13 protein-coding genes are annotated in these 13,897 nt (G+C 72.9%); 5 read left to right on the top strand and 8 right to left on the bottom strand.

Features of this window, described 5'->3' with window-relative positions; all coding sequences use genetic code 11:
• Nucleotides 1–36 precede the first annotated feature (36 nt).
• Together ACFVQG_RS17150 and ACFVQG_RS17145 are read right to left on the bottom strand one after the other, a co-directional pair.
• Entirely contained in the window at nt 37–1,443 is a 1,407-nt protein-coding gene (locus ACFVQG_RS17150) for an NAD(P)/FAD-dependent oxidoreductase (protein ID WP_383382969.1), read from the bottom strand.
• Between the two features lie 180 nt (nt 1,444–1,623).
• Entirely contained in the window at nt 1,624–2,523 is a 900-nt protein-coding gene (locus ACFVQG_RS17145) for a TIGR01777 family oxidoreductase (RefSeq protein WP_383382966.1), read from the bottom strand.
• Nucleotides 2,524–2,596: 73 nt separating this feature from the next.
• Here ACFVQG_RS17145 and ACFVQG_RS17140 point away from each other — a divergent pair, with 73 nt between their 5' ends.
• Complete coding sequence (locus ACFVQG_RS17140) at nt 2,597–3,091, top strand: GNAT family N-acetyltransferase (RefSeq protein ID WP_383382963.1); 495 nt, start codon at nt 2,597–2,599, stop codon at nt 3,089–3,091.
• 13 nt (nt 3,092–3,104) lie between these two features.
• On the opposite strand, the gene ACFVQG_RS17135 is transcribed toward ACFVQG_RS17140, so the two are convergent.
• On the bottom strand, nt 3,105–4,292 hold the full coding sequence (locus tag ACFVQG_RS17135) for a MarP family serine protease (RefSeq protein ID WP_383382960.1): 1,188 nt from the start codon (nt 4,290–4,292) through the stop codon (nt 3,105–3,107).
• A gap of 172 nt (nt 4,293–4,464) precedes the next feature.
• Between ACFVQG_RS17135 and ACFVQG_RS17130 the strand changes: the two genes are divergently transcribed.
• Together ACFVQG_RS17130 and ACFVQG_RS17125 are read left to right on the top strand one after the other, a co-directional pair.
• Nucleotides 4,465–5,427 (top strand): peptidoglycan recognition protein, encoded by a 963-nt coding sequence (locus ACFVQG_RS17130; protein ID WP_383382957.1) that lies wholly within the window; start codon nt 4,465–4,467, stop codon nt 5,425–5,427.
• The gene (locus tag ACFVQG_RS17125; RefSeq protein ID WP_383382955.1) at nt 5,424–5,552 is read left to right on the top strand and encodes a hypothetical protein; all 129 of its coding nucleotides are present in this window, start codon (nt 5,424–5,426) and stop codon (nt 5,550–5,552) included. The genes ACFVQG_RS17130 and ACFVQG_RS17125 overlap by 4 nt, the downstream gene beginning before the upstream one ends.
• Here the strand turns inward: ACFVQG_RS17125 and ACFVQG_RS17120 are convergent.
• Nucleotides 5,542–6,060 (bottom strand): DUF4240 domain-containing protein, encoded by a 519-nt coding sequence (locus tag ACFVQG_RS17120; protein WP_383383839.1) that lies wholly within the window; start codon nt 6,058–6,060, stop codon nt 5,542–5,544. The two genes, ACFVQG_RS17125 and ACFVQG_RS17120, sit on opposite strands and share 11 nt — an antisense overlap.
• 171 nt (nt 6,061–6,231) lie before the next feature.
• A complete protein-coding gene (locus tag ACFVQG_RS17115; protein WP_383382952.1) occupies nt 6,232–7,206 on the bottom strand; it encodes a helix-turn-helix transcriptional regulator in 975 nt (324 codons plus the stop codon).
• 139 nt (nt 7,207–7,345) lie between these two features.
• On the opposite strand from ACFVQG_RS17115, the gene ACFVQG_RS17110 reads away from it, so the two are divergent.
• On the top strand, nt 7,346–8,914 hold the full coding sequence (locus tag ACFVQG_RS17110; RefSeq protein ID WP_383382949.1) for a sodium-dependent transporter: 1,569 nt from the start codon (nt 7,346–7,348) through the stop codon (nt 8,912–8,914).
• A complete protein-coding gene (locus ACFVQG_RS17105; protein ID WP_383382947.1) occupies nt 8,914–9,054 on the top strand; it encodes a methionine/alanine import family NSS transporter small subunit in 141 nt (46 codons plus the stop codon). The genes ACFVQG_RS17110 and ACFVQG_RS17105 overlap by 1 nt, the downstream gene beginning before the upstream one ends.
• 49 nt (nt 9,055–9,103) lie before the next feature.
• On the opposite strand, the gene aceE is transcribed toward ACFVQG_RS17105, so the two are convergent.
• The 3 genes from aceE to ACFVQG_RS17090 all read right to left on the bottom strand — a co-directional run bounded on the left by aceE (nt 9,104) and on the right by ACFVQG_RS17090 (nt 13,810).
• Entirely contained in the window at nt 9,104–11,806 is a 2,703-nt protein-coding gene (aceE, locus tag ACFVQG_RS17100) for a pyruvate dehydrogenase (acetyl-transferring), homodimeric type (RefSeq protein ID WP_383382944.1), read from the bottom strand.
• Between the two features lie 288 nt (nt 11,807–12,094).
• Nucleotides 12,095–13,123, bottom strand: coding sequence for an ABC transporter permease (locus ACFVQG_RS17095; RefSeq protein ID WP_383383836.1), 1,029 nt, complete (start codon nt 13,121–13,123; stop codon nt 12,095–12,097).
• Nucleotides 13,124–13,180: 57 nt separating this feature from the next.
• Nucleotides 13,181–13,810, bottom strand: a complete 630-nt coding sequence (locus ACFVQG_RS17090) for a GntR family transcriptional regulator (RefSeq protein ID WP_383382941.1) — start codon at nt 13,808–13,810, stop codon at nt 13,181–13,183.
• Nucleotides 13,811–13,897: the final 87 nt, after the last annotated feature.

The raw sequence follows: 13,897 nt of genomic DNA, 5'->3' as shown, positions 1-13,897 counted from the left end.
GTCAGGCCGCGGCCGGGGTCTCGCGCGCCGTGGGGGTCAGGCCGCGGCCGGGGTCTCGCGCGCCGTCGGCGCCGGGTCCGCCTGGTGCATCGAACCGGCCGCGCCCAGGTCCGCCAGGATCGCCGCCGAGGCCCGGTAGCCGGAGTGCAGGGCGCCCTGGACGGTGCTGGTGTCCCGGTGGTCGCCGCACACGTACAGGCCCGCCATGAGCCGTACCGGCCGCCGGAGGTCGTGCGGTGGCCGCATCGCCGGGACGGCCTCGGCGGTGTGGTGCACGGCGAGCGTTTCCCAGGGGGCGGTGGAGGTGCCGTAGAGGCGGGACAGATGGGTGCGTACGGCGGTGTCCACACCCGGCGGGGGCGGGCCCAGCACCGTGGAGGCGACCAGGGCGCGGCCCGCGGGGGCCCGGGACGGGTCGACGGCGCTGATCACGGCGGTGTGCGCGACCGGGCCGCGGCGGTCGGCGTCCAGCAGCAGGGCGGCGCCGGTCGCGGGCGGCTCGGCCATGGTGTGGTGGACCACCGTCACCGGGTGGAAGTCGGGCACGCGCAGGCCCGGCAGCAGCTCGGCGGCGGCCCGCGCGTCGGTGGCCAGCAGCACGGCCCGGCAGCGGAACTCGCCGTGGTCGGCGGTGGTGACGGAGGTCGTGGACACCGAGGTGACCCGCACCCCGGTGTGCACGGCGCCCGGGGGCAGCGCCCCCGCCAGCAGCTCCGGCAGCACGTCGGCGCCGCCCTCCGGCACACACAGCCGCCCGCTCGCGAACGCCCGCAGCGCGAGGTCCGCGCACCGGCTGGACGTGGTCAGCTCCGGGTCGCACAGCAGGGCGGCGAGCAGCGGGCGGACGAAGCCGTCGATCGTGCGGGCCGGGAGACCACGGGCCGCGAGGGCCTGCCTGGCGGGCAGCTCCGGGCGGGACAGCAGCCGCTCGACGGGCGTGGCGGCGATCCGGGCGAGCGCGGCGCCGAGACGGGCCTGGTCGAGGGGGCCACCGAGGGGCGTGCCCGCTCGGCTCCAGGAGGGGCCCGTACGGTCCCTGGAGGCCCCCGAGCGGCTCCGGGGCGCGGGCACCGCCCGGGGGGCGCTCGCAAGGGCGCGCACCGCCTGGAGTGCGCCCCGCGCGCTACCGCCGCCCGCCGGGGTGCCGGTATGCCGCAGTCGGCCGTCGCTGTGCAGCAGGACCCCCGGGGCGAAGGCGCGCAGCGACAGGGCGCCGAGCCCCGGGGTCAGCCGGAGTTCCGGATACGACGTGGAGAGCAGCTGTCCGATCCGGTCGAGCCGGAAGCCGTCGACCTTCTCGGTCGACATCCGGCCGCCGACCCAGGGAGCGGCCTCCAGGACGGCGGTCCTCACTCCTGCACGGGTCAGCCGATGGGCCGCGGAGAGTCCGGCGACCCCGGCTCCCACGACGACGACATCCGCCTGAAACGCGGGCTCAAGCACGTGCCCCTCCTCGAGGTTGGGCGGCCGCTGGAGACGTCATGCCCCCAACGGACTCCGGGGATACCCGAGTTCGGCTCGAGGTTAGGGCGGTGATCGGTCCTGAACAGTCGCGCATCGACAGGGCACGGTCGCACGACGGTCGCATACGGTCACATGCGTCTGTCGGCTTCCCGACAGTGGTCAGCTCGCGGCCCGGACGGCGTCCTCGATCCCGGGGAAGGCGAAGGCGAACCCCGACTCCGACAGCCGCGCGGGCAGCACCCGCTGACTGCCCAGCACATCCGAGGCCAGCTCCCCGAGCACGGCCCGCAGTACCGGCGCGGGCACCGCGAACGGCGTCGGGCGGCGCAGCACCCGCCCCATCGCCGCGGTGATCTCACGGTTCGTCAGGGGCCGCGGGGCGGTCAGGTTGAACGGCCCGGACAGGTCGTCGCGGTCCAGCAGGTGCCGGAGCGCGGCCACCTCGTCGTGCAGCGCGATGAACGACCAGTACTGCCGCCCGTCGCCCAGCCGCCCGCCCAGCCCGGCCCGGAACAGCGGGAACAACCGGCCCCACGCGCCGCCCTCCCGGGCCACCACCAGACCGGTCCGCGCGAACACCGTCCGCACGCCCGCCTCCCGCGCGGGCGCCGCGGCCCCCTCCCACGCCACGCACAGCGAGGGCAGGAAGCCCTCCCCGGCGGGCGCGTCCTCGTCGACCGCGCGGTCACCGGTGTCGCCGTAGTAGCCGATCGCGCTGCCGTTGAGCAGCACGCGCGGGCGCCCGTCGTCGAGGGCGGCCAGCGCCTCGGCGAGGGCCCGGGTGCCGTTGACCCGGCCGTCCCGCAGCCGCTTCTTGTACTCCGCGGTCCAGCGGTGGTCGCCGATCCCGGCACCGGCGAGGTTCACCACCGCGGCACAGCCCGCGAGCGCCGCCGGGTCGACGTGGCCCCGCTCCGGGTCCCAGCGGACCTCGTCCGGGGACCGGGGCGCCCGGCGCACCAGGCGCACCACCTCGTGGCCGTCGGCGGCCAGCGACCGTACGAGGGCACTGCCGATGAGACCGGACGCACCGGTCACCGCGATCCTGGAAGACTCCACGCCCCCATCATGCCGTCGCCACCCCCCGAGAGCCCCGGTGAGACGGGCGATCGGCGGACGTAGGCTGACCGGCATGCCGCAGCCCGAGCTTCGCATCCGCCGTGCCGTGCCCGAGGACGAGGAGGCGCTGGCCCGGCTCGACCTCGTGACCTGGTCGCATCTGCACGCGGTCACGCCCCGGCCGCGGCCCGAGGACCCCTTCTTCACCGACCGGGTGCGCCCGTTCGACCACTTCGTGGCCGAACGGGCGGGACAGGTCGTCGGCTATGTCCGGCTCGGCTTCCCGACCGAGCTGGCCAGCAACGCGCACGTCCGCCAGATACGCGGCCTCGCCGTGGCCCGCCAGGCGCGCGGCCGGGGCGTCGGGCGGGCGCTGGTGCGGGCCGCCGTGGCGGAGGCCCGTCGCCTGGGCGCCCGCCGGATCAGCCTGCGGGTGCTCGGGCACAACGTCCCCGCGCGCGCCCTGTACGAGTCCGAGGGGTTCGTCGTGGAGGGCGTCCAGCCGGAGGAGTTCCGGCTGGCCGGGAAGTACGTCGACGATGTGCTGATGGGCAGGTCACTGGTGTGACCCACGGAGGTGCTCAGGACGTGACCAGCGCGCCGGTGTCCACCGCCGCCGTCGCCCGCGCCGCGCGTTCCGCCTCGGGGGCGACCTCCGCGGCCGTCAGCACATAGCCCGTCTCGGCGTCCGAGGTGGACCGGGCGAACACGACGCCGTACACCTCGCCGCCGGTGGTCAGCAGCGGGCCGCCGGAGTTGCCCGGGCGCACCGTGGAGCGGATGGAGTAGATCTCGCGGGTGACGGTGTCGTCGCTGTAGATGTTCTGGCCGTTGGCCCGCACCCGGTTCGCCACCGTCGCCGCCTGGAGGTCGAGCCCGCCGTCCTGCGGATACCCCGCGACCACCGCCGCGTCACCGCGCGCCGCGTCCTCGACGAAGGACACCGCCGGGGCGTTCAGCCCGGGCACGTACAGCACGGCCACGTCCTTGTCCGGGTCGAAGAGCACCACGCGCGCGTCGTACGCCCGTCCCACCCCGCCGACCCGGACGGTCGGCTCGTCGATGCCCGCCACCACATGGGCGTTGGTCATCACCCGCTCCGCCGCGTACACGAACCCGCTGCCCTCGCGGCCCTGGGTGCCGGAGACGCCCTCCACCTTGACCGTGCTGGTGCGGGCGGCCTCGGTCGCGGCGGCGGTGACGCTGTCGCCGGAGGGGCGGGCCACCTCGGCCGTCGACTCGTTCTCGAAGGGGTTGAAGACCTGCGGGAAGCCCGCCTCGGTGAGCGCGGACGTGGCGCGCGAGAACCACGCCGGGGTGGTGTCCGGCATCGCGTCCTGGACCGTGCCCAGCACCCTGGAGTCCCGGATCGCGGAGGTCAGCAGCGGTGACGAGGAGGCCGCCAGGACGCTCGCCGCCACCCACGCCACGATCAGCACCGCGACCGAACCGGCCAGCGCTCCGCCGACGCCGTCCGCCACCCGCAGCGGCCCCCGCTCCAGCTCGCGCCGCAGCCGCAGCGCGAGTCGCCCCGCCAGCTCGTGCACCAGCACCGCCGGGACCAGCACCGTGAACACGGCCGTCACCGTCGCCGCGGTGCCGCCGTCGGAGGCCACCAGATCCATCACCCAGGGCAGCAGCCACACGCCTATGACCGCGCCGCCCACGAAACCGGCGAGCGAGACACAGCCCGCCACCAGCCCGCGCCGGTACCCGGACCCGGCGTACGCCAGGGCCACCAGCAGCAACAGGATGTCCAGCAGGTCCACGGAGCCGCCCTTCTCTCGGAACCCTCCACGCCTTCATACGCGCGGCAGGGCTCCAGTGATCAGCCACCGATCAGCGTGTGTACTCCGGAAAACGCCGCGGACCGGGACGATGGTTCCACCAGGTGGCACAGCACACATCGCGGGCACGGAGGATCACCCCGACAGTGGGATCATGCGTGTCTTGCGAAGAACGGGGCAGCTCCGGGCGGCGCAGCGGCTCCGCCGGGCGCGGGGCGGCCGACGGCGCGCGGCGCACCGGCGTCCGCCGCCGCACCGCGGCCCGGTCCGCATACCCCGCCCGGCCCGGGTGGTCCTCGGCTGTCTGCCGGGGCTCGCCGCCGTGGCCGCGCTCGCGCTGTGCGCGAACGGCGTCGAGAGCGCGGTCTCCGCGGCGGCCGGGCGGCGCGAGGTGCGCGCCGCCCCGCACAGCGCGCCCCGGCCGCACATCCTGCCCCGCTCGGTCTGGGTGGCGGCGGGCGGCAGCCGCGGACAGCCGCCCCCGCGCTACGACGACAAGGTGGTCGGCGTCTTCGTCCACCACACCGACTCGCCCAACGGCTACGACTGCGCGGACGCGCCCCGCATCATCCGCGATCTGTACGCCGGGCAGACCGGTGCCCGGGACTGGGACGACATCGGCTACAACTTCCTCGTCGACCGCTGCGGCACCATCTACGAGGGCCGCGCGGGCGGCGTCGAGCGCGCCGTCACCGGCGCCCACACCCAGGGCTTCAACCACCGCACCGCGGGCATCGCCGCCCTCGGCACCTTCACGGCGGGCGCGGACGTGCCGCGTGTGATGACCGACGCGATCGCCGCGGTCGCCGCCTGGAAACTGGGGCTGTCGGGCACCGACCCGCGCAGCCGGGTCCGGCTGGTGTCCAGCAACAGCGGCAGCCGGTACACCGCGGGCACCCGGGCCACCCTGCCCGCCCTCGCCGGGCACAGCGACGGCTACATGACCAGTTGCCCCGGCGCCGCCCTCGCCGCCCGGCTGCCGGAGATCCGCGAGCGGGCGGCCCGCCTCCAGGGCCGTACCGGCGGCCCACAGGCCGGGGACAGCCGACGCGCAGGCTCCGCCCAGACCCGCTCCCTACCGTCGGGGACACCCGACACCCGGAGGTGGGGATCATGAGCAGCGCCTGGAAGGTGGTCTGCGCGATAGCGACGATCGTCCTGGGCCCGCCGACCGCGACGGCCTCGGCGCTGGCCCAGGCGAACGCGGCCCCGCTGCGTCAACCGCCGAAGCTCACTCCTTGAAGCGGTCCCACAGCCGCGGATACCGCTCGGCCAGCGCCCGCTCGTCCTCGAAGTCGACCGGCGTGCCCTCGGGTTCCGTGGTGGCGGGCGGAATGCCCAGGTCGGGCGCGACGGTACCGGTGAGCTGCTCGTAGGCCTCGTCCGCGGCGTAGCCCAGCTCCTCGCCGTCGCCGTCGATCTCCTCGTCGAAGTCGTCCAGCAGACCGGCGAGGGAGTCCGGGTCGTGCAGGGCGCCCTCGAAGACCTCCCGGCCCTGCCCGATCAGCCAGCACCGGAAGAAGTCGAAGGCGTCGTCGCTGGCCCCGTCGAGCAGGACCCACGCCGCGCCCCACAGGTCCCAGCGGTAGGCGCGGTTGTACCGGGCCTCGAAGTGACGGGCGAAGTCGAGCACCGACTCGGGATCCAGCAGCGTCAACCGCTCCACCAGCAGATCGGCCTGCTCCTCCGGATCACCCTCCGCGTCCGCACGACTGGTGTCCACCAGCTCCCAGAACTCCATCTCGTCCATCACGCGTCCAGCATCATCCCTGCACGGGGGCCGCGCACGTGGAGTACGGCGGATCGTTATCAGCCGTCTCACCCCGCCGTACGGCCCCGCTCACCCGCGTACGGCCCCGCTCACCCGCGTACGGCCCCGCTCACCCGCGTACGGCCCCGCTCACCCCGCGTACAGCCCCGCTCACCCCGCGTACAGCCCCGCCAGCCTCTCCGCGTCCTGCCTGAACCGCGCCCGCAGCGGCTCGGGCGCCAGCACCTCCACCTCCGGTCCCAGCGAGGTGAACTGAGCGTGGGCGACCTCCTCGGACTCCACCGGGACGGTCACCGTGACCCAGCCGTCGGCGTCCGGGGCGTCAGCGGTGGACAGGGCCTCGCGGGCGGAGAGGGAGTCGATGACGTGGGGCAGTCGCCGCGCACCGGCGGGGGACAGGCGTACGACGACCTCCGCCCGCAGGAGCGAGCGCGCGAACTGCTCGGCGCGCTCCGCCCAGAACGCGGGCAGGTCGAAGTCGGGGTCGCGGTCGAAGCGGTCGGTGCCGGGGCGGACGGCGGTGAAGCGGTCGATGCGGTAGACGCGGTAGGAGGCGCGGCCCGCGACCCGGGCGCACAGGTACCAGACGCCCGCCTTCAGGACCAGGCCGTACGGCTCCAGCTCCCGGGAGACCTCGTGCTCGCCGCGCCGGTAGCGGGCGGTGACGGGGCGGTCGTCCCACACCGCCTCGGCGACGTCCGGGAGGAGTTCGGGCGTCCTCGGCTCGCGGAACCAGTTCGGGGCGTCGAGGTGGAACCGCTGGGCCGCCGTGCGGGAGGCGTCCCGCAGGGAGGGGAGCAGGGCCGCCGACACCTTCAGACGGGCCGCCGACGCCGCGTCCTCCAAGCCCATCTCCCGCAGCGCCCCCGGCACCCCGGACAGGAACAGCGCCTCGGCCTCGCTGCGGTGCAGCCCCGTGAGCCGGGTGCGGTAGCCGCCGATCAGCCGGTAGCCGCCGGTCCGCCCCCGGTCGGCGTAGACCGGGACGCCCGCCTCCGACAGGGCCTGCGCGTCCCGGGTGACCGTCCGCTCGGACACCTCCAGCTCGCGCGCCAGCTCGGCCGCGGTCATGGCGGGGCGGGACTGGAGCAGCAGCACCATCTTGATCAGCCGGGCGGCACGCATGACCGCCATTGTGCCCGCCCGTCACCTGCCTGGGCGCACACACCCTGGGGTGATCCGCGAACCGCTGTTAACGTCGTGGCAGTTCACGTTTCACAGGTTCAGCGGTTCACTCGGGACGTCCCTGACCTAGGACAGACACATGGCGAAACAGCCCCGCGAACAATGGTCGACCCGTACGGGATTCCTGCTGGCGGCGATCGGCTCCGCCGTCGGTCTGGGCAACATCTGGCGCTTCCCGGCCGTCGCCTACGAGAACGGCGGCGGCGCGTTCCTGCTGCCGTACCTGATCGCCCTGCTCACCGCGGGCATCCCCTTGCTGATCATGGAATACGCGATCGGCCGAAGATACCGGACCTCACCCCCGGCCGCGCTGCGGCAGATGTCCCGCCCGGCCGAGGTGCTCGGCTGGTGGCAGGTGGCGATCTCCTTCGTGATCGCCACCTACTACGCGGTCATCATCGCGTGGGCCATCCGCTACGTCGGCTTCTCCGTCGACGAGGCCTGGGGCGACGACCCGGAGGGCTTCCTCTTCGGCGACTTCCTCGGCGCCGCCGAGAAGCCCGGCTTCGTCTCCGGCTACGTCCCCGGGGTGCTGTGGCCGCTGATCGCCGTATGGGTGGTGGTGCTGGTCATCCTGGCGTTCGGCATCCGGCGCGGCATCGAGAAGGCCAACAAGATCTTCATCCCGCTGCTGCTGGTCTTCTTCGGCGCCCTGGTGATCCGAGCCCTGACCCTGGACGGCGCCGCCAGGGGCCTGGACGCGTTCTTCAGCCCCGACTGGTCCGAACTCACCAACGGCAGCGTCTGGGTGGCCGCCTACGGGCAGATCTTCTTCTCGCTGTCGATCGGCTTCGGCATCATGGTCACCTACGCCTCCTACCTGCGGCGCCGCGCCGACCTCACCGGCTCCGCGATGGTCGCCGGGTTCGCCAACAGCTCCTTCGAGATCCTCGCGGGCATCGGCGTCTTCTCGGCGCTCGGCTTCATGGCGCAGGCGAACGGCGTGCCGGTCAGCGAGGTGGCGACCGCGGGGCTCGGACTGGCCTTCGTGGCCTTCCCGACCGTCATCTCCGAGATGTGGCTGGGCGGCGCGTTCGGCGTCCTGTTCTTCGTGTCGCTGGTGATCGCCGGACTGTCCTCGCTGATCTCCATCGTGCAGGTGGTGGTCTCCGCCGTGCAGGACCGCACCGGCATGCACCGCCTCCCCGCCGTCCTCGGCGTCGGCGGCGCCGTGGCCGTGGTGTCGATCCTGCTGTTCCCGACCGACGAGGGCGTCTATCTGCTCGACGCCTCCGACCACTTCATCAACCAGTACGGCATCGCGCTCGCCGGACTCGTCGGCGTCATCTGGGTGGCCTGGGTGATGCGCAAACTGCCCGAGCTGCAGCGCGACGCCGACGCCACCTCGGCCATCCTGCTCGGCCACTGGTGGCGGATCTGCCTCGGCGTCATCACCCCGATCGTGCTGGGCTGGATGATGGTCGACAGCCTCCGCGACGAGTTCGACGAGAACTACGAGGGCTACTCCACCGGCTTCCTGCTGGGCGCGGGCTGGAGCGTGGCGATCGGCGCGCTGGTCGTCGGCATCCTGCTCTCCCTGATCCCCTGGCGGGCGGCCACGGGCGGACTGATCGACCTGGACATGGAGACCGCCGAGGAGCAGGCGGCCCATGAACGCAAGCACCGGCGCGGGAGGGAGGAGAGCTGATGTCCGGAGGCGCCATCGCAATGATGATCATCGCGATTCTCATCGTGTGGGGCGGTCTGGTGCTGGCCATCATCCGGCTGCGCGGCCATCCCGACCCGGGCCCCGAGCCCGACGAGACCGGCATCCCCACCGCGGAGTGAGGAACGGCTGTGGGCTCCCCGCGCGGGGAGCCCACAGCCGTTCAGGGGCTCACAGCCCGTAGCGCTCGCGCGCCTCCTTCACGGCCGTCGCCTTCACCTCACCGCGCCGCGCCAGCTGCGCCAGCGCCGCTACGACGATGGACTGCGCGTCGACACCGAAGTGCCGCCGGGCCGCGTCCCGGGTGTCCGACAGACCGAAGCCGTCGGCGCCCAGCGAGGTGTAGTCCTGCTCGACCCACTGTGCGATCTGGTCCGGCACCTGGCGCATGTAGTCGGAGACCGCGAGCACCGGGCCCTCGGCACCCTGGAGCGCCTGCCGGACGTACGGCACCCGCTCCTCGCCGCGCAGCAGCGCCGCGTCGGCCTCCAGCGCGTCCCGGCGCAGCTCGCCCCAGGACGTCGCCGACCACACGTCGGCGGCCACCCCCCACTCCTCGGCGAGCAGCTTCTGCGCCTGAAGGGTCCAGTGGATCGCCGTACCGGAGCCCAGCAGCTGGATGCGCGGGGCGTTCGCCGCGGGGGTCAGGCCCGCCGACTCCGCGGTGTTGAAGCGGTACAGGCCCTTGACGATGCCCTCGTCGACGCCGAGCCCGGCGGGCTTGGCGGGCTGCGGCAGCGGCTCGTTGTAGACGGTCAGGTAGTAGAAGACGTTCGGGTCCTCGCCCGGCGCCGCCTCGCCGTACATGCGGCGCAGACCGTCCTTGACGATCGCCGCGACCTCGTAGGCGAAGGCCGGGTCGTAGGTGAGGGCGGCCGGGTTGGTGGCCGCGATCACCGGGGAGTGGCCGTCGGCGTGCTGGAGGCCCTCACCGGTCAGGGTGGTGCGGCCCGCTGTGGCGCCGATGAGGAAGCCGCGGCCGAGCTGGTCGCCGAGCTGCCACATCTGGTCGGCCGTGCGCTGCCAGCCGAACATCGAGTAGAAGATGTAGAACGGGATCATCGGCTCGCCGTGCGTGGAGTACGCGGTGGACGCGGCGATGAAGTCGGCCATCGAACCGGCCTCGGTGATCCCCTCGTTGAGGATCTGGCCGTTCTTGGCCTCCTTGTAGTACATCAGCTGGTCGCGGTCGACCGGCTCGTACGTCTGGCCCTTGGGCGAGTAGATGCCCAGGGACGGGAAGAGGCTCTCCATGCCGAAGGTGCGCGCCTCGTCGGGGACGATCGGCACCCAGCGCTTGCCGGTCTCCTTGTCCCGGACCAGGTCCTTGACCAGGCGGACGAAGGCCATGGTGGTGGCCACGTTCTGGGAGCCGGAGCCCTTGTCGAAGGCGGCGAAGGCCTTGTCGGCGGACGCGGGCAGCGGGGCGACGGGGTGCACCCGGCGGGCCGGGGCCGGACCGCCGAGGGCCGCGCGGCGCTCCTGGAGGTAGCGCACCTCGGGGGAGTCGGCGCCCGGGTGGGCGTAGGGGACCTGGCCGTCGGTGAACGCGCTGTCGGCGATCGGCAGGCCGAGCAGGTCGCGCATCGTCCTGAACTCGTCCACCGTCAGCTTCTTCATCTGGTGGTTGGCGTTCTTCGACGCGAAGCCCGCACCGAGGGTGTGGCCCTTGACGGTCTGCGCCAGGATCACGGTCGGCGCGCCCTTGTGGGCGAGGGCGGCACGGTACGCGGCGTAGACCTTGCGGGACTCGTGGCCGCCGCGCGAGAAGTGGAAGCACTCCAGGATCTTGTCGTCGCTCAGCAGCTTCGCCATCTCCACCAGCGCCGGGTCGGCGCCGAAGAAGTCCTGGCGGATGTAGGCGGCGTCGCGGGTCTGGTACGTCTGCACCTGCGCGTCGGGTACCTCGCGCAGCCGTCGTACCAGCGCGCCGGTGGTGTCGAGCTGGAACAGCTCGTCCCAGGCCGAGCCCCACAGCGTCTTGATGACGTTCCAGCCCGCGCCGCGGAACTGGGCCTCCAGCTCCTGCACGATCTTGAAGTTGGCGCGGACGGGGCCGTCGAGGCGCTGCAGGTTGCAGTTGATGACGAAGGTGAGGTTGTCCAGTTCCTCACGCGCGGCCAGCGCGAGGGCCGCCGTCGACTCGGGCTCGTCCATCTCGCCGTCGCCGAGGAAGGCCCAGACGTGCGCGGCGGAGACGTCCTTGACGCCGCGGTGGGTGAGGTAGCGGTTGAAGCGCGCCTGGTAGATCGCCGACAGCGGGCCGAGGCCCATGGAGACGGTGGGGAACTCCCACAGCCAGGGCAGGCGGCGCGGGTGCGGGTACGACGGCAGGCCGTCGCCGCCCGACTCGCGGCGGAAGTTGTCCAGGTGCGCCTCGTTCAGACGGCCGTCGAGGAAGGCGCGGGCGTAGATGCCGGGGGAGGCGTGGCCCTGGATGTAGAGCTGGTCGCCGGAGCCGTCGGCTTCCTTGCCCCGGAAGAAGTGGTTGAACCCGGTCTCGTAGAGCCAGGCCGCGGAGGCGAAGGTGGCGATGTGGCCGCCGACGCCGTACTTCGAGCCGCGGGTCACCATGGCCGCCGCGTTCCAGCGGTTCCAGGCGGTGATCCGGGACTCCATCTCCTCGTCACCGGGCACCGAGGGCTCGGCGGCGGTGGGGATGGTGTTGACGTAGTCGGTCTCGAGGAGCTTCGGCAGGGCGACGCCGGTCCCCTCGGCACGCTCCAGCGTGCGGCGCATCAGGTACGCGGCACGGTGCGGCCCGGCCGCCTTGGCAACGGCGTCCAGGGAGGCCTGCCACTCGGCGGTCTCCTCGGGGTCGCGGTCCGGGAGCTGGTCCAGCTCGCTCGGCTGGATGGCGTGGGGGTCGGTCATGTCGCCGCCTTCCTCAGTCGAAGGGGGTGCCCTCATCGGTAAGGGTTCGGGGTTGCCCTAGGTCTTTGGCAGGACAGGGCTAGGGCTTGGGTGGAAGCCCGTCGGCGACTGTAACCCGCTGATCGATGATCGATCAAAGGGTTGAGGTGGAAAATCTCTTGATAACGAGAAAGTCGGCACCCGGTGCCTTCGCGCCGGGCACCCGGTGCCTTGCTTTCGAAGGGTTTACGCAGGTCGGGCAGCGTTTGAGTGGAGCCCTGCTCGAATGACGCGGGTGCGCTGACGACCTTACGGCCTGCCGCCCGGATGCCGGTGCGACCAGTTCAGGAAGACCGCGCAGGACAGCAGGGCCCACCCGGCCAGCACCAGATACGGCAGGACGTGCTGATGGCCGGGGAAGTACACGGCCGTGTGCTGTGCGTTGACCGACGCGCCCGGCGGCAGCCAGCGGCCGATCGTCGCCAGCGGCGAGGGCAGCAGCGCCCAGGACACCGCGCCGCCCGACGACGGGTTGCCCAGCAGCACCATCAGGCCCCAGGTCGGCAGCATCGCCCAGCGGCCGATCAGCGTGTTGAACAGGGTGAACACCATGCCGCTGGCGAACATCGTGAGCGCCAGGATCAGCCAGGACTCCGGGAACGGCAGTTCCAGCGCCCCCAGCACCCAGTCCACCGCCGTCACGATCGCCAGCCCGCCGAGCAGCGCGTACGCCATCGTGAACGCGATCCGCTCCAGTGGATTGAGCGCCCGCGCGTGCACGCTGAGCTGGATCGCCCCGACGAACCCGATGATCACGGCCGCCAGCGAGATGTAGAACACGGCCAGCCCGCGCGGGTCACCCTCCTGCAGTGGCTTGACGTCCCGCAGCGTGACCTCGACCCCGGTCTCCCGGCCGACCACCGGCGCGGCCTCGGCGAGCACCTGTGCGACCGAGGCCCCCGAGGCGCTGGAGAGCTGCAGTTCGACGGCCCGGCCGTCGTCCCGGACGTCGAAGATCCCGAACACGTCCTGCTCCTCCACCGCCGCCCGGGCCTCGGCCATGGTGTCGTAGGCGTGCACCTTGACGGACGCGTTCAGCGCCTTCTCCATGCCGTCGAGGAAGGCCCGTCCACGCTCCTGCTCGTACCGGCCCGCCACCGCCATCGGGATGGAGCGCGGGGTCGGGTCGGCCATGGCGTACGTGTACGACCACGCGAACAGGCCCGCCGCCGCGGAGACGATCAGCGCGAGCACCGTGGCGGGGAGGAACGGTGACTCCTTGATCCGGTCCCAGCGTGGTGGGGCGGTGGGGGGTGTGCCGTGCGCACCGTGCGGCATGTCCGACATGCCGGTCACACTAGGTCAAACCGGGAGTACTTCCGGGAACCGGCTCGCTCAGCGCTCGTGCCGGGGCGCGCAGCCCAGGACATGCGCCTTCACCAGGTCCGCGATCCGCGGGTCCCGGCGCTGGAACGCGGCCACCAACTCCTCGTGCTCCTCCGCGTACGACTGCTGGACCGTGCCCAGCCAGCGGATCGACAGCGCGGTGAAGACCTCGATGCCCAGGCCCTCCCAGGTGTGCAGCAGCACCGAGTTCCCGGCCGCGCGGACCAGTTCGCGGTGGAACGCGACCGTGTGGCGGACCTGGGCCGTGCCGTCGGAGTTGCGGTCGGCCTCGTAGAGGGCGGTGACATGCGGTTCGAGGGCCGAGCAGTCGTCGGCCAGCTTCGCCGCCGCAAGCTCCGCCGCGATCGCCTCCAGACCGGCCCGGACCGGATAGCTCTCCTCCAGGTCGGCGGCGGTCAGGTTCCGCACGCGGACGCCCTTGTTGGGCGCCGACTCGATCAGCCGCAGCGACTCCAGCTCGCGCAGCGCCTCCCGCACCGGCGTCTGGCTGACCTCCAGCTCCGTGGCGATCCGCCGCTCCACGATCCGCTCGCCCGGCTGCCAGCGCCCGCTGATGATCCCCTCGAGGATGTGCTCGCGGATCTGTTCGCGCAGCGAGTGGATGACGGGCGCGGTCATGAGGGGCTCCTTAGGGAGGGGCCCACAGGCCCCCGGGGGCTTTTGACGTTGAGTAACAATACGGCCGCCTGGCCGTCCGGGAAGGGC

Source organism: Streptomyces sp. NPDC057877 (assembly GCF_042796855.1).
In the GTDB taxonomy this organism is placed as follows: domain Bacteria; phylum Actinomycetota; class Actinomycetes; order Streptomycetales; family Streptomycetaceae; genus Streptomyces.
This window is presented reverse-complemented; position numbering and strand designations above follow the sequence as displayed.